Here is a 14,358-nt window from a genome sequence, read left to right on the forward strand (position 1 = left end):
GGACAGGTTGGGGCGATCATGCGCATGCGGCCGACGGAACAACCCGCGGGCGGGCAGCCGGAGGGCGAGCTGCAGGCCGCCGAACTCCGCGCGGAGCTGGACGAATTACTCCGCGCGAGCCGCTACGCGAGCCAACGCGAACGGCGCCTGAACGAGGCGATCCGAGCCACCCCGGGCCGTCAGCGGCCGGACGGGGAGCTGCTGCGCCAGCTCGCCCAGGCCCGGACCCTGCGCGAGGGCCTGGGCGCCCGCTGCCTCCAACTCAGCGACCAGCTGGAGGCGTTGGAGAGCCGGATCCGCCACCAGCACCAGCCGCCACCGCCACCGCCACCGCAGCAGCACCAGCACCCCCAGCAGCAACAGCCGGCCCCGCAACCGCCGCGACAGCACCACCAGCCACCCCGGCACCAGGCCCCGCCGCCGCCCGTCCGCCCCGACCTCGGCGCCCTCACCGAGCGGATCACCGCCCTCCACCGGGCCGGCTCCCTCGCCGAGGCCACCGAGGTGATCGACACGGCCGCCGCCCGCCTCACCTCCGCCGACGCGGCGCTGCTGGTCGGCATGCTGGCCCGGTACGGCCCGACCGGCGGCTCGCTCCACCTCGCCCGCAGCATCGCCCGGACCGCGCCCGACCACTCCGTCGCCGTGCTCGCCGAGCTGCGCGAACTGGGCCTGGCCGAGGAGGCGGCCGAGGTGTTCCACGCCTTCTGGGGCTACCCGGCCGCCTCCGTGCCCGGCCTGCTCTCCGCGCTGGACCAGGCCGGACTGGCCGCCGACAGCGCGACCCTGCTCTGGGAGTGGGGGTCGGCGCCGATGCCCGAGCTGACCTCCCTGGCCGCCTGCCTCCAGCAGCACGGCCGCGCCGACGACGTCCGGACGCTGCTGCGCCAGGCCGCCGGCCGCTCCACCGCCGACCTCGCCGCCCTCGCAACCGGACTGCCGCCCGCACTCGCCACCCTCCTGCTGGGCGAACTGGCCGTCCTGCGCCCGCCCGCCGAGGTGGTCGGGCTGGCCACCGCCCTGGACGGCGCGGGCAACTCCGAGCTGTACGCGCAGCTGCTGGCCGCGCTGCTCGCCGACGAGGCCCGCCACCGCACCACCCTCGCCGCCCTGCGCACCGCCGGCCTGCCGACCCGCCCGCCCGCGGCCCCGCGCTCCCGCTGGGGACGCCGGTAGCGGCAGCACCGGCAGGCGGCCCGAGGACAGGGCCGAGGGCAGGCCCGAGGGCAGGAACAGGAGGCGCACCAAGGGCCCCGAAGCCCCTCGAACAGCAAGGAGCCCCCGCCCGCCCCACCAGGGCGGACGAGGGCTCCCCGAGCGAAGCTCGGCCACCCGCTGCTAGCAGCCGATCAGCCGCGCGCCCAGGTACGCCTTGACCTGGTCCAGCGACACGCGCTCCTGCGACATGGTGTCGCGGTCGCGGACGGTCACCGCGTTGTCCTCGAGGGTGTCGAAGTCGACCGTGACGCAGAACGGCGTGCCGATCTCGTCCTGGCGGCGGTAGCGCTTGCCGATGGCGCCGGCGTCGTCGAACTCGACGTTCCACGCGGTGCGCAGGTCGGCGGCGAGGCCGCGGGCCTTCGGGGACAGGTCGGCGTTGCGCGACAGCGGCAGGACGGCGACCTTGACCGGGGCCAGGCGCGGGTCGAGCCGCATGCCGACGCGCTTCTCCATGACGCCCTTGGCGTTCGGCGCCTCGTCCTCGAAGTAGGCGTCGATCAGGAAGGCCAGCATGGCGCGGTTGAGGCCCGCCGCCGGCTCGATGACGTACGGGAAGTACCGCTCGCCGGACTCCTGGTCGAAGTACTTCAGGTCCTGGCCGGAGGCCTCGCTGTGCACCCGGAGGTCGTAGTCGGTGCGGTTGGCGACGCCCTCCAGCTCGGAGAACTCGCTACCGCCGAAGTTGAAGCGGTACTCGATGTCCACCGTGCGCTTGGCGTAGTGGGAGAGCTTCTCCTTCGGGTGCTCGAAGAAGCGCATGTTCTCGGTGCGCAGGCCGAGGCCGACGTACCAGTCCCAGCGCTGCTGGAGCCAGTACTCGTGCCACTGCTCGTCCTCGCCCGGCTTGACGAAGAACTCCATCTCCATCTGCTCGAACTCGCGGGTCCGGAAGATGAAGTTGCCGGGGGTGATCTCGTTGCGGAAGCTCTTGCCGGTCTGGGCGATGCCGAACGGCGGCTTCTTGCGCGAAGTGGTCTGGACGGCCTTGAAGTTGGTGAAGATGCCCTGGGCGGTCTCGGGGCGCAGGAACGCCAGGCCGCTCGCCTCCTCGGTGACGCCGAGGTGGGTCTTCAGCATGCCCGAGAAGTCCTTGGGCTCGGTGAACTGGCCCTTGGTGCCGCAGTCGGGGCAGTTGACGTCCTTGAGGCCGTTCGGCGGCGGGAAGCCGTGCTTGGCCTCGTACTTCTCCTCCAGGTGGTCGGCCCGGTGGCGCTTGTGGCAGGAGAGGCACTCGGTCAGCGGGTCGTTGAAGGTGGCGACGTGGCCGGAGGCCTCCCAGACCTCGCGGGCGAGGATCACCGACGAGTCGAGTCCGACGACGTCCTCGCGGGCCTGCACCATCGCGCGCCACCACTGGCGCTTGATGTTCTCCTTGAGCTCGACGCCCAGCGGCCCGTAGTCCCAGGCGGCACGCGTGCCGCCGTAGATCTCGCTGCAGGGGTAGACGAAGCCACGGCGCTTGCTCAGGCTGACGATCGTGTCGATCTTGTCGGCGGCCACAGTGCTCTCTTCAGTACGTACGGCACGGTCAGGGCACGGCTGGTTGCGCGTACCCGAATACCTCAGGTTACCGGCCATACGGGTACGTGATTCAAATCGGTATCGTCCGGCCGCTCCCACCCTCCGTCACCTCTCGTTCACCCGTCCGAGTGATTTGACAATCATTTCCATGTGAGATGAGAATGATTGTCATGATGATCGGACTGCCTCGACTCGGACTCTCCCGCCGCACCCGCCGCTCCATAGCCCTCGGCACCACCGCGCTCGCCGCCTCCCTCGCCCTCACCGCCTGCGGAGGCAGCAGCAGCGCCGACAGCGGCGGCGGCCGGCTGAAGGTCGTCGCGTCCTTCTACCCGATGGAGTTCCTGGCCCAGCAGATCGGCAAGGAGCACGTCGCGGTCACCGACCTGACCGCCGCCGGCGTCGAGCCGCACGACCTGGAGCTCACCGCCAAGCAGGTCGGCACGGTCCAGAAGGCCGACGCGATCATCTACCTCAAGGGCCTCCAGCCCACCGTCGACCAGGCCGTCGCGCAGTCGTCCAGCAAGCACAAGATCGACGCCACCGCCGCCAGCCCGCTGGTCGACCACCACCTCGACGAGGGCACCGAGGCCGGGGGCGGCGCCGACGGGGCCCACGGGGCCGACGGCCACAAGCACGAGGACACGGCCGGCGACCCGCACATCTGGCTCGACCCGACCCGCTACGCGGCGATCGCCAAGAGCGTCGGCGACGAGTTCGCCAAGGCCGACCCGGCGCACGCCGAGGACTACCGGAAGAACACCGACGAGCTGGTCGGCAAGCTCACCGCGCTCGACCAGGAGTTCCGGGACGGGCTGAAGGACGCCGGGACCCGGACCTTCGTCACCAGCCACGCCGCCTTCGGCTACCTCGCCGACCACTACGGCCTCACCCAGGTCGCCATCAACGGCGTCGACCCGGAGTCCGAGCCCACCCCGGCCCGCCTCGCCGCCGTGCAGAAGGCCGCCAGGGACAACGGCGTCACCACCGTCTTCTTCGAGACCCTGGTCAGCCCCAAGCTCGCCGACACCGTCGCCAAGGACCTCGGCCTCAAGACCGCCGTCCTGGACCCGCTGGAGGGCGTCAAGGACCCCGCCAAGGACGACTACCTGACCGTCATGAAGCAGAACCTGGCCAACCTCCAGGCCGCCCTCGGCGCCCCGGCCGGAACCGCCCCGGCCGCCACCACCCCTGCCCCCGCCCCCGCGAACTGACGGGACCGAGCACCATGACCGACCCGATACCCCCAGCCGTCCGCCTCCGTGACGCCGTCGCCTCGCGCGGCGGCCGGCCGGTGCTGCGCGGCGTCGACCTCACCGTCCGCCCCGGCGAGGTCGTCGCCCTGCTGGGCGCCAACGGCTCCGGCAAGTCGACCACCGTCAAGGCCGTGATCGGCTCCGTCCCGCTGGAGCGGGGCACCCTGGAGCTGTTCGGCACCCCGTACGGCTCCTTCCGCGCCTGGCACCGGATCGGGTACGTCCCGCAGCGCACCACCGCCGCCTCCGGCGTCCCCGCCACAGTCCGCGAGGTGGTCTCCACCGGACGGCTGCCGCAGCACCGGCTGCTGCCCTTCCGCCGCCGGGACCGCGAGGCGGTGGACCGCGCGCTGGCCGCCGTCGGCATGCTGGAGCGCGCCGGGGACGGCGTGGCCGACCTGTCCGGCGGCCAGCAGCAGCGGGTGCTGATCGCCCGCGCCCTGGTCGGCACCCCCGACCTGCTGATCATGGACGAGCCGATGGCCGGCGTGGACGCCGCCAGCCAGCAGGTGCTCGCGGACACCCTGCGCGCCGAGGTCGGCCGCGGCGCCTCCGTCCTCCTCGTGCTGCACGAACTCGGGCCGCTGGAGCCGCTGATCGACCGCGCCGTGGTGCTGCGGGACGGCTGCGTCGCCCACGACGGCCCGCCCGTGCCCAACACCGGGCTGCACGCGCTGCCCGGCCACGACCACGTCCACCCGCACGCCGACCTGACCCCGCCGAGGCTGCTGGCATGACCGAGATGCTCTCCTACGACTTCATGCAGCGGGCCCTGCTCGCCGCCGTCCTGGTCGGGATCACCGCCCCGGCCGTCGGCATCTACCTGGTGCAGCGCCGCCAGGCGCTGATGGGCGACGGCATGGGCCACGTCGCGATGACCGGCGTCGGCCTCGGCTTCATCTTCCAGACCAGCCCGGTCTGGATGGCCGTGCTGGTATGCGTGCTCGGCGCCGTCACCATGGAGCTGGTCCGCTCGCGCGGCAACCAGCGCGGCGACATCGCCCTCGCGATGCTCTTCTACGGCGGCATGGCCTGCGGCAAGCTGCTGGTCTCGATGTCCGCCCAGGCCGGGGCCGGCTCGCTGGAGAGCTACCTGTGGGGCTCGATCCTCACCGTCGCCCCCGCCGACCTGGCCACCATCGCGGTGCTCGGCGCGGTGGTCGTCGCGGTCACCGTGGGCCTGCGCCGCCAGCTCTTCGCGATCTGCCAGGACGAGGACTTCGCCCGGGTCACCGGTGTGCCGGTGCGCACCCTCAACCTGCTGCTCGCGGTGATGGCCGCGGTCACCGTCACGGTCGCCATGCGCGTCGTCGGGCTGCTGCTGGTCAGCGCGCTGATGGTGGTCCCGGTGGTCGCCGCCCAGCAGCTCACCCGGTCCTTCGCCGCCACCCAGGCCGCCTCGATCGCGCTCGGCGTGGTCGTCTCGCTGGCCGGCGTCACCGGCTCCTACCACCTGGACGTGCCCTCCGGCCCGGCCATCGTGCTGCTCGCCATCGCGGTCTTCGCGGTGTTCAGCCTGCTCGCCGCGCCGCTCGCCCGGCGGCGCCACCGCGGCACCGGCGAACACGGGCCGAAGGTGTGCGACGTCGAACTGCCGGAACAGGCCTCCGGCGAACCGTCCGGCACGACCACACCTGAGGGGCGGGCGGGGCTGGCACAATGATGTGCGAGACGCCCACGACCCCAGGAGGACCCACGGTGACCACCGCAGGCCCGTCGCCGCGCGCCCGCTCGACCCGGCAGCGAGCCGCCGTCTCGGCGGCCCTGGACGAGATCGCGGACTTCCGCAGCGCGCAGGAGCTCCACGACCTGCTCAAGCACCGCGGGGACTCCGTCGGTCTGACCACGGTCTACCGCACGCTCCAGTCGCTCGCGGACGCCGGCGAGGTGGACGTGCTGCGCACCGCCGACGGCGAGGCGGTCTACCGCCGCTGCAGCAGCGGGCACCACCACCACCTGGTCTGCCGGCACTGCGGCGCGACCGTCGAGGTGGAGGGTCCCGCGGTGGAGCGCTGGGCCAACTCGGTCGCCGCCGAGCACGGCTTCAGCGACATCGCGCACACCCTGGAGATCTTCGGGACCTGCGCGGAGTGCGCCAAGAAGGTCTGAGGCTCGTCCGCGCGCGCGTACGGCGAAGGGGACCCACCGGGCAGATCCCGGTAGGTCCCCTCCGTCGTATGCGCCCGTCAGCGCGGGGACGGCACCGGCGCGCCGACCTCGTTCGGGATCGCCCCGCCGAAGCGCCGGTCGCGCATCGCGTACTGCTCGCAGGCGCGCCACAGGTCGCGGCGGTCGAAGTCCGGCCAGAGCACGTCCTGGAACACGAACTCGGCGTAAGCCGACTGCCAGAGCAGGAAGTTGGAGGTGCGCTGCTCCCCGCTGGGGCGCAGGAACAGGTCCACGTCCGGCATGTCCGGGTGGTACATGTACTTGGCGAGGGTCTTCTCGCTGACCTTCTTCGGGTCGAGCTTCCCGGCCGCGACGTCCAGGGCGAGCGCCTGCGCCGCGTCGGCGAGTTCGGCCCGGCCGCCGTAGTTGACGCACATGTAGAGCGTGACGGCGTCGTTGTCCTTGGTCTGCTCCTCGGCGACCTGGAGCTCCTGGACGACGCTCTTCCACAGCTTGGGCATCCGGCCGGCCCAGCGGATCCGCACGCCCATCGCGTCCATCTCGTCGCGGCGGCGGCGGATGACGTCCCGGTTGAAGTTCATCAGGAACTTCACCTCGTCGGGCGAGCGCTTCCAGTTCTCGGTGGAGAACGCGTACAGCGAGATGTTCCTGACCCCGAGCTCGATCGCGCCCTTGAGGACGTCCAGCACCACGGACTCGCCGACCTTGTGGCCCTCGGTGCGGGGCAGTCCGCGCTCCTTGGCCCAACGGCCGTTGCCGTCCATCACGATGGCGACGTGGTCGGGGACCAGCTCGCCGGGGATCTTCGGGGGCTGTGCGCCGCTGGGGTGGGGGGTCGGGGGGACGTACGTCCTCTGCTTGCCGCCGCCGAAGAGCCGTCGCGCTGCCATGTGCTCACTTCTCCACGTATCTCATCGAGCGGATGCCCCGCTCCAGGTGCCACTGCAGATAGGCCGCGACCAGGCCGCTGCCCTCCCGCCAGTACCGCGGCTCGCAGGCGTCGGCCGTCTGCCAGTCCCCTGACAGCAGCGCCCCGAGCAGTACCAGTGTCTCAGGGGAGGGTACGGCACATCCGGGCACTCGGCAGTCGCCGCAGAGCACCCCGCCCGCGGGGAGGGAGAAGAAACGGTTCGGCCCCTCCAGGCCGCATTTGGCGCAGTCGGTGAAGCTCGCGCCGTACCCGTTCACCGCGAGCGAGCGCAGCAGGAAGGCGTCCAGCACCAGGTGCGACTCGTGCACCCCGGCCGCCAGCGTGCGCAGCCCGCCGACCAGCAGCAGGTACTGCTGGACGGCCGGTTCGCCCTCGTTCTCGGCGAACCGCTCGGCCGTCTCCAGCATCGCGGTGCCGGCCGTGTAGCGGCCGTAGTCGGTGACGATCGAGCCGCCGTACGGGGCGATCGTCTCCACCTGGGTGCAGAGCGGCAATCCCCGGCCGAACAGCTCACTCCCCCGGCTGAAGAACTGCACGTCCACGTGCGAGAACGGCTCCAGCCGGGCGCCGAACTTGGACTTGGTCTTCCGCACCCCGCGCGCGACCGCCCGCACCTTGCCGTGCTGGCGGGTCAGCAGGGTGATGATCCGATCGGCCTCGCCGAGCTTCTGCGCCCGCAGCACGACGCCGTCGTCCCGGAAAAGACTCATGGGGACCATTCTCCCCCACCCGCCCCCGGCTCCGGACGGCCCCGCCCGCCCGCACCGGGCTCCGGACAGCCGTGTTGCCCGCACCGGCGGTCGTGGGGGAGACCACGGCGGTGCGGGTCACGGCGGGCCCGGGGTGGGGAGGCCAGGCCCGTTGTGGGGGATTCCGAGGTGGTCTGAGGTGGTCCGCGGATCTTCGGAGGTGGACGGTACGGAGAGGCGGTCGCTACTGGTACGGCGTCCTGGTCGCCGCCTCCAGCAGCGCCCCGACCCGGGACCGCGGCAGGTCCAGGCAGCGCCCGACCGCGGCCAGCGCCTCGCGCTCCTGCGGCAGGTAGCGGCCGTCCGCCAGCGCGATCGCCGCGCCCTGCAGCAGCAGCCGCTCGCGGCCGGAGTGGGCCAGGTGCGGGGTGAGCGGTTCGACCACGGCGTGCAGTTCGACGGCCAGGCCGCCGGCCTCCGCCAGCCCCCGGCCGGGCGGCGCCTCCAGGTCGTGGGCGTGGTAGAGCTCGCCGCCGAGCCCGGAGAGCGCGGCGAGCGCGGCCAGCACCTGGGCCTCGCCGCAGTCCTCGAACCCGGCCTCGCGGACCGCCGCGCAGGCCGCCTCGCGGGCCGCCCGGTGGGCGGTGCCGCCGGCCGCGAGCATGGCCAGCGCGATGGTGTACTGGGCGTCCCGCAGCATCGCGCCGAGGCGCACGCAGGTGGGCTGCTCCAGGCTCTCGACGCCGTACCGGCCGTGGCAGCTGGTGCACTGCACGCTGCCGAGCACCGGCCCGAGCGGGACCACCGGGGTCCCCAGCAACCGCAGCCACCGCCGGCCGTGCTGCCGGCGGTAGTTGCGGTCCCCGCCGCAGCCCGGGCAGAAGAAGTCACCGAGAACGTCAGTCCGCCACCGCGGGCGAACACCCCACAACCTGGTCACGGCGCCACTCCCCAGACATGGCAGGCGGCCTGCTCGACTATGGGCAGGTCACGCGACCGGACACCGAGGCCGTCCCACCGACCCGGCTTTCCGGTGGATCGATGTTGCCACGGTTACCGGCACGTGTCAGTACCTCGAACGGCTTCCGATTCGAAAAAATGTGGCGCAGGCCACAATCCGGGGCGGGGACGACGAAGGGCCGCCCCGTGGGACGGCCCTTCGCATACCACCCGTTCGAATTAGCCGCGCTGCGAGCGGTTGACGGCGCTGATCATGGCCTTCAGCGAGGCCAGCACGGTGTTGCCGTCGATGCCCACGCCCCACAGCACCTTGCCGTCCACCGCGCACTCCACGTACGCGGCGGCCTGGGCGTCGCCGCCCTCGCTCAGCGCGTGCTCGGCGTAGTCCAGGACGCGTACGTCCACGCCGATCCGGGCCAGCGCGTCGGCGAAGGCCGAGACCGGGCCGTTGCCGGTACCGGTCAGGGTCACCGGGGCGCCGTCCAGCCGGGCCTCGGCGGTCAGCGCGTCCCGGCCGTCCTCGGTGGTCAGGGTGCGCGAACCGCTCAGCGAGATCCGGCCCCACGGGTTGCCGGTGGTCGGCAGGTACTCGTCCTCGAAGACCCGCCAGATCTCGGCCGGGCTGACCTCGCCGCCCTCGGCGTCGGTCTTGGCCTGGATGATCCGGGAGAACTCGATCTGCATCCGGCGCGGCAGGTCCAGCTTGTGGTCGTTCTTCAGCACGTACGCCACGCCGCCCTTGCCGGACTGGCTGTTGACCCGGATGACCGCCTCGTAGGTGCGGCCGACGTCCTTCGGGTCGATCGGCAGGTACGGCACGCCCCAGGTGTGCTCCTCCAGCGGCACCCCGGCCGCCTTCGCGTCCGCCTCCAGGGCGTCGAAGCCCTTCTTGATGGCGTCCTGGTGCGAGCCCGAGAAGGAGGTGTACACCAGGTCGCCGGCGTACGGGTGGCGCGGGTGCACCTCCATCTGGTTGCAGTACTCGGCGGTGCGGCGCACCTCGTCGATGTCGGAGAAGTCGATCTGCGGGTCGATGCCCTGCGAGAACAGGTTCATCCCCAGCGTCACCAGGTCGACGTTGCCGGTCCGCTCGCCCTGCCCGAACAGGCAGCCCTCGATCCGGTCCGCGCCCGCCATGTAGGCCAGCTCGGCGGAGGCGACGGCGGTGCCGCGGTCGTTGTGCGGGTGCACCGACAGGCAGACGAACTCGCGGCGGGACAGGTGGCGCGACATCCACTCGAACTGGTCGGCCTGGACGTTCGGGGTGGCCCGCTCGACGGTGGCGGGCAGGTTCAGGATGATCTCGCGGCCCTCGCCCGGCTGCCAGACGTCCATGACGCCCTCGCAGACCTCCAGCGCGAAGTCCAGCTCGGTGTCGACGAAGATCTCCGGCGAGTACTGGTAGCCGAAGACGGTGTCGTCGCCCAGCAGCTTCTCCGCGTACTCCATCACCAGCCGGGTGCCCTCGGTGGCGATCGCCTTGGTGGCCGCCCGGTCGTTGCGGAACACCACCCGGCGGAACAGCGGCGCGGTCGCGGCGTACAGGTGGACGGTCGCCCGCGGGGCGCCGACCAGCGCCTCCACGGTCTTCTCGATCAGGTCCTCGCGGGCCTGGGTCAGCACCGAGACGGTGACGTCCTCGGGGATCGCCCCCTCCTCGATCAGCGACCGTACGAAGGCGTGGTCGGTGGCCCCGGAGGCGGGGAAGCCGACCTCGATCTCCTTGTAGCCCATGGCCACCAGCAGGTCGAACATCTTGCGCTTGCGGGCCGGCGACATCGGGTCGATCAGCGCCTGGTTGCCGTCCCGCAGGTCGGTGGACAGCCAGCGCGGCGCCTTGGTGATCACCTTCTCCGGCCAGGTGCGGTCCGGCAGGTCGACGGTGCCGAACGGCAGGTAGCGCCCGTGCCGCATGCCCGAGGGCTGCTGGCGCACCGAGGCGGCGGTGATCGGGGTGGGGCGGTCGACGAAGGGGCGGCCGGCGGGGACGGACGCGGCGGAGTTCTGCTCGGTCATGGAGGTGACTCGGCTTCCTGTGATGCGTGGTGCGGGCGGGTCGGGGGTGGTCAACACCTGGTCAACACCGACTGGCCGGCCTCTGCTGCCGCTCGCGATACACCCTTGGATCGCCGATTGCGCGCACAGCACGTTCCCCGCGGCGAGGGTGCCGGCCCCAGTGGACTACAGGCCCTCGACGCGGCAGCTAAGAAGAAGCAGCCCGTTGCGCATGATGGGCCCAGCGTAACCCAGCACCGCGCGCCCCCGAAGTGATCCGGGCCACCGTTCCACTCCTTGAGACGCCGACCGGTCCTGCCGGAGGTGGTGACAACCGGTCATCGAGGCCTCACCCTGGGCAACATGACCGCAGCAGCACCGTTCTGCACGATCGTCCCGCCGTTCGTCCTGGACCGCCTCGCCGAGGCCGGCCACGAACCCGCCGTCCACTCCCTGGCCCTCGACGCGGCGCACCGCGCGGCCCGCCTCTCCCCGGCCCCGCCCGTCGCCGCCCCCGGTCTCAACCGGGTCGTCTACGACGCCGGCCACGGCCAGCGGCTGCCCGGCCGCTCCGTGCGCACCGAGGGCCGCGCGGCCTCCTCCGACAGCTCCGTCAACCACGCCTACGACGGCCTCGGCGCCACCTTCGCGCTCTACGCCGACGTCTTCGGCCGGCACTCGATCGACGACCGCGACCTGCGGCTGGACGCCAGCGTCCACTACGGCCGCGACTACGACAACGCCTTCTGGAACGGCCACCAGATGGTGTTCGGCGACGGCGACAACGTGGTGTTCGGCGACTTCACCGCCTGCGTCGACGTCATCGGCCACGAACTCACCCACGGCGTCACCCAGTTCACCGCCGGACTGGACTACCAGGACCAGCCCGGCGCGCTCAACGAGTCGGTCTCCGACGTCTTCGGCTCGCTGGTCAAGCAGTACGCGCTGCGCCAGGCCGCCGCCGACGCCGACTGGCTGATCGGCGCCGGACTGCTCGCCCCGGGCGTCCAGGGCGTGGCGCTGCGCTCGATGAAGGCGCCCGGCACCGCCTACGACGACCCGCGGCTCGGCAAGGACCCGCAGCCCGCGCACATGCGGGACTACGTGGACACCTCCCAGGACAACGGCGGGGTGCACATCAACTCCGGCATCCCCAACCACGCGTTCTACCTGCTGGCCACCGCGCTCGGCGGCTCGGCCTGGGAGCGCGCGGGCCGGATCTGGTACGACGCGCTGACCGGGCGCACGCTGCCCGCCGACGCCGACTTCACCGCCTTCGCCCGGGCCACCGTGGCCGCCGCCAGGTCCCGCTACCCCGACGACCGGTCGGTCGTGGACACCGTCACGGCCTCCTGGGCGCAGGTCGGGGTCAGCCCGGGGTGAGCGGGGCCGCGGACGGCCCCGGGAGTACGCCTGAAGGGTGGTTGAGACCGGGTTGAGGCGGGCTTAAGGTCACGGTCCGGGAAAAGCCCGGCAAACCCCCTCCCCGGGTAGCACCATGGACACCATGCGTATCCAGGTGACCCGGACCGGCGGCTTCGCGGGGATCGTCCGCCAGGCGGAGATCGACACCGCCGACCGCACGGACGCCCCGCACGTGCACGCACTCGCCCGCGAGGCCGTCGCGGGCGGGCTGCGCGCGCCCTCGTACGGGGTGCCGGACGGCTTCCACTACGAGATCACCGTCGACGGCCGGTCGGTGTACTGCGCCGACCCGAAGCTCACCGACTCGCAGCGCGAGCTGGTCTCCCTGGTGCTGCGCGAGGGCGCGTAGCACCAGGGAGCCCGCGGTCGGGGCCTTACAGGGCCTGTCGGGCGGCGGCCCCCGGACTCAGAGCCAGCCGTCGAGCGCCGCCAGGAAGCCGGCCGGGTCGTCCCGGTGGACGGTGTGGCCCGTGCCGGGGACGGTGCGCACCTCGAAGCCGCGGGCAGTGAGCTCCTCGGCGCTCGCCGCGTCCACCAGCATGCTGCCGTCGGCCAGGACCACCAGCGAGGGCACCGCCGGCCCGGCCGGCAGGTCCGAGCGCTGGTCGGCCAGGGCCAGCGCCGAGTCCTCGTCCCAGGCGGCCGCGGCGGCGATCTCGTCGTCCACGTCGGCCGGCTCCCAGGTCGGGCTGAGCGCCACGACCTGCTCCCGGGTGAGGTGCCGCAGCTGCGCCATCACCCGCGGGTCCATCCCGGTCTGGACGAACCGCCAGGCCGGGTCGACGTACACCGCGCGAGCCGGCTTCAGCCGCTCGACCGCGTCCGCCAGGACGATCCCGCCCAGCGAGTGGCCGATCGCGAGCTCGACACCGGCCGGCAGGCTCTCCAGCAGGTCCTCGGCGTACGCCGCCAGGGGGTAACGCTCCAGCGCGGTGGCGCCGGTGCCGCGCGGGCTGGCGCCGTGCCCGCGCAGGTCCACGGCGAGCACCCGGTAGCCCCTCCCCGCCAGGGCCGGGCCGACCAGCCGCCAGGTGCGGTGGTCGGACATGATGCCGTGCACCAGCACGGCCAGCCGGTCCCCGCTGCCCCACTCTCGGGTGTGCAACTCCATCGCGGTGTAACCCTTCTGACGTCGCGTACGGCCGGACCACGGCGAAGGCCCGCCCGGACGCACAACGTCCGAACGGGCCCCAGGCCTCCCGGCGGCCCGAACTCCCTCGTCGGGAGCCCGGGTTCAGAAGCCGAGCTTGCGCAGCTGCTTGGGGTCGCGCTGCCAGTCCTTGGCGACCTTGACGTGCAGGTCCAGGTAGACCGGCGTGCCGAGCAGCGCCTCGATGTGCTTGCGGGCGGTGGTGCCGACGTGCTTGAGCCGCGCGCCCTTGGCGCCGATCACGATCGCCTTCTGGCTCTGCCGCTCGATGTAGACGTTGGCGTGGATGTCCAGCAGCGGGCGGTCCGCCGGGCGGCCCTCGCGCGGGAGCATCTCCTCGACCACCACGGCCAGCGAGTGCGGCAGTTCGTCGCGCACGCCCTCCAGCGCGGCCTCGCGGATCAGTTCGGCGACCATGATCTGCTCGGGCTCGTCGGTGAGGTCGCCCGCCGGGTAGAGCTGGTCGCCCTCCGGCAGCAGCTTGGTGAGCAGGTCGGCGACCAGTTCGACCTGCTTGTCGCCGACGGCGGAGACCGGGATGATCTCGGCCCACTCGAAGCCCAGCTCGATGCCGAGCTGGTGGATGGCGATGAGCTGCTCGGCCAGGCGCTTGGAGTCGACCAGGTCGGTCTTGGTGACGATGGCGACCTTCGGGGTCTTCTTGATCCCGGCGATCTCCTTGGCGATGAACTTGTCGCCGGGGCCGATCTTCTGGTCGGCGGGCAGGCAGAAGCCGATCACGTCGACCTCGGCCCAGGTGGTGCGGACCAGGTCGTTGAGGCGCTCGCCGAGCAGGGTGCGCGGCTTGTGCAGACCGGGGGTGTCGACCAGCACGAGCTGGGCGTCCGGGCGGTGCACGATGCCGCGCACGGTGTGCCGGGTGGTCTGCGGGCGATCGGAGGTGATCGCGACCTTCGTCCCCACCAGGGCGTTGGTCAGGGTCGACTTGCCCGCGTTGGGCCGGCCGACGAAGCACGCGAACCCGGAGCGGTACGAGGAGGAAGGGGCATTCATGGGCTCCATTCTCCCTGATCACCGGAGCCCCGCCGTCCGGGCCCACCCCGCGGGGGTGTCCGGGGC

14 protein-coding genes are annotated in these 14,358 nt (G+C 72.4%); 7 read left to right on the top strand and 7 right to left on the bottom strand.

What is annotated here, in order from left to right; translation table 11 throughout:
• The first annotated feature begins 18 nt into the window (after nt 1-18).
• Nucleotides 19-1,176: a hypothetical protein gene (locus ACFVXH_RS24115; RefSeq protein ID WP_074000731.1), complete on the top strand. Its 1,158-nt coding sequence runs from the start codon at nt 19-21 to the stop codon at nt 1,174-1,176.
• 162 nt (nt 1,177-1,338) lie between these two features.
• On the opposite strand, the gene ACFVXH_RS24120 is transcribed toward ACFVXH_RS24115, so the two are convergent.
• Entirely contained in the window at nt 1,339-2,721 is a 1,383-nt protein-coding gene (locus tag ACFVXH_RS24120; RefSeq protein ID WP_030233601.1) for a glycine--tRNA ligase, read from the bottom strand.
• Nucleotides 2,722-2,912: 191 nt separating this feature from the next.
• Between ACFVXH_RS24120 and ACFVXH_RS24125 the strand changes: the two genes are divergently transcribed.
• Genes ACFVXH_RS24125 through ACFVXH_RS24140 form a run of 4 tightly spaced genes read left to right on the top strand, consistent with a single transcriptional unit; the run spans nt 2,913 to nt 6,107 of the window.
• Nucleotides 2,913-3,956: a metal ABC transporter substrate-binding protein gene (locus ACFVXH_RS24125; RefSeq protein ID WP_387827065.1), complete on the top strand. Its 1,044-nt coding sequence runs from the start codon at nt 2,913-2,915 to the stop codon at nt 3,954-3,956.
• Nucleotides 3,957-3,970: 14 nt separating this feature from the next.
• The gene (locus tag ACFVXH_RS24130) at nt 3,971-4,735 is read left to right on the top strand and encodes a metal ABC transporter ATP-binding protein (RefSeq protein WP_049651099.1); all 765 of its coding nucleotides are present in this window, start codon (nt 3,971-3,973) and stop codon (nt 4,733-4,735) included.
• Nucleotides 4,732-5,661 carry a metal ABC transporter permease gene (locus tag ACFVXH_RS24135; RefSeq protein WP_049651098.1) on the top strand — a complete coding sequence of 310 codons (930 nt, stop codon included), beginning with the start codon at nt 4,732-4,734 and terminating at the stop codon, nt 5,659-5,661. Before ACFVXH_RS24130 ends, ACFVXH_RS24135 begins: the two co-directional genes overlap by 4 nt.
• A gap of 35 nt (nt 5,662-5,696) precedes the next feature.
• Entirely contained in the window at nt 5,697-6,107 is a 411-nt protein-coding gene (locus ACFVXH_RS24140) for a Fur family transcriptional regulator (RefSeq protein ID WP_049651097.1), read from the top strand.
• 77 nt (nt 6,108-6,184) lie between these two features.
• Here ACFVXH_RS24140 and ACFVXH_RS24145 read toward each other — a convergent pair whose 3' ends face one another.
• From ACFVXH_RS24145 to leuA, 4 genes are all read right to left on the bottom strand, one after another.
• Nucleotides 6,185-7,018, bottom strand: coding sequence for an isoprenyl transferase (locus ACFVXH_RS24145; protein ID WP_049651096.1), 834 nt, complete (start codon nt 7,016-7,018; stop codon nt 6,185-6,187).
• Nucleotides 7,019-7,022: 4 nt separating this feature from the next.
• On the bottom strand, nt 7,023-7,769 hold the full coding sequence (recO, locus tag ACFVXH_RS24150) for a DNA repair protein RecO (protein ID WP_049651095.1): 747 nt from the start codon (nt 7,767-7,769) through the stop codon (nt 7,023-7,025).
• Between the two features lie 223 nt (nt 7,770-7,992).
• The gene (locus tag ACFVXH_RS24155) at nt 7,993-8,688 is read right to left on the bottom strand and encodes a hypothetical protein (RefSeq protein WP_049651094.1); all 696 of its coding nucleotides are present in this window, start codon (nt 8,686-8,688) and stop codon (nt 7,993-7,995) included.
• A 239-nt stretch (nt 8,689-8,927) separates the two neighbouring features.
• Entirely contained in the window at nt 8,928-10,724 is a 1,797-nt protein-coding gene (gene leuA, locus ACFVXH_RS24160; protein WP_074000729.1) for a 2-isopropylmalate synthase, read from the bottom strand.
• A gap of 342 nt (nt 10,725-11,066) precedes the next feature.
• On the opposite strand from leuA, the gene ACFVXH_RS24165 reads away from it, so the two are divergent.
• Both ACFVXH_RS24165 and ACFVXH_RS24170 read left to right on the top strand, forming a co-directional pair.
• Nucleotides 11,067-12,086 carry a M4 family metallopeptidase gene (locus ACFVXH_RS24165; protein ID WP_074000728.1) on the top strand — a complete coding sequence of 340 codons (1,020 nt, stop codon included), beginning with the start codon at nt 11,067-11,069 and terminating at the stop codon, nt 12,084-12,086.
• Nucleotides 12,087-12,210: 124 nt separating this feature from the next.
• Nucleotides 12,211-12,477, top strand: a complete 267-nt coding sequence (locus ACFVXH_RS24170; protein WP_049651101.1) for a protealysin inhibitor emfourin — start codon at nt 12,211-12,213, stop codon at nt 12,475-12,477.
• A 57-nt stretch (nt 12,478-12,534) separates the two neighbouring features.
• Here ACFVXH_RS24170 and ACFVXH_RS24175 read toward each other — a convergent pair whose 3' ends face one another.
• Together ACFVXH_RS24175 and era are read right to left on the bottom strand one after the other, a co-directional pair.
• Nucleotides 12,535-13,239 carry an alpha/beta fold hydrolase gene (locus tag ACFVXH_RS24175; RefSeq protein WP_074000727.1) on the bottom strand — a complete coding sequence of 235 codons (705 nt, stop codon included), beginning with the start codon at nt 13,237-13,239 and terminating at the stop codon, nt 12,535-12,537.
• 123 nt (nt 13,240-13,362) lie between these two features.
• Nucleotides 13,363-14,292: a GTPase Era gene (gene era / locus ACFVXH_RS24180; RefSeq protein WP_049651090.1), complete on the bottom strand. Its 930-nt coding sequence runs from the start codon at nt 14,290-14,292 to the stop codon at nt 13,363-13,365.
• Nucleotides 14,293-14,358: the final 66 nt, after the last annotated feature.

It is taken from the genome of Kitasatospora sp. NPDC058184 (genome assembly GCF_042883725.1).
Classification (GTDB): Bacteria; Actinomycetota; Actinomycetes; order Streptomycetales; family Streptomycetaceae; genus Kitasatospora.

Coding starts and splice junctions, on each gene's coding strand:
- ACFVXH_RS24115 (WP_074000731.1), top strand. CDS start 19: ATGCGCATGCGGCCGACGGAACAACCCGCGGGCGGGCAGCCGGAGGGC.
- ACFVXH_RS24125 (WP_387827065.1), top strand. CDS start 2,913: ATGATGATCGGACTGCCTCGACTCGGACTCTCCCGCCGCACCCGCCGC.
- ACFVXH_RS24130 (WP_049651099.1), top strand. CDS start 3,971: ATGACCGACCCGATACCCCCAGCCGTCCGCCTCCGTGACGCCGTCGCC.
- ACFVXH_RS24135 (WP_049651098.1), top strand. CDS start 4,732: ATGACCGAGATGCTCTCCTACGACTTCATGCAGCGGGCCCTGCTCGCC.
- ACFVXH_RS24145 (WP_049651096.1), bottom strand. CDS start 7,018: ATGGCAGCGCGACGGCTCTTCGGCGGCGGCAAGCAGAGGACGTACGTC.
- recO (WP_049651095.1), bottom strand. CDS start 7,769: ATGAGTCTTTTCCGGGACGACGGCGTCGTGCTGCGGGCGCAGAAGCTC.
- leuA (WP_074000729.1), bottom strand. CDS start 10,724: ATGACCGAGCAGAACTCCGCCGCGTCCGTCCCCGCCGGCCGCCCCTTC.
- ACFVXH_RS24165 (WP_074000728.1), top strand. CDS start 11,067: ATGACCGCAGCAGCACCGTTCTGCACGATCGTCCCGCCGTTCGTCCTG.
- ACFVXH_RS24170 (WP_049651101.1), top strand. CDS start 12,211: ATGCGTATCCAGGTGACCCGGACCGGCGGCTTCGCGGGGATCGTCCGC.
- ACFVXH_RS24175 (WP_074000727.1), bottom strand. CDS start 13,239: ATGGAGTTGCACACCCGAGAGTGGGGCAGCGGGGACCGGCTGGCCGTG.
- era (WP_049651090.1), bottom strand. CDS start 14,292: ATGAATGCCCCTTCCTCCTCGTACCGCTCCGGGTTCGCGTGCTTCGTC.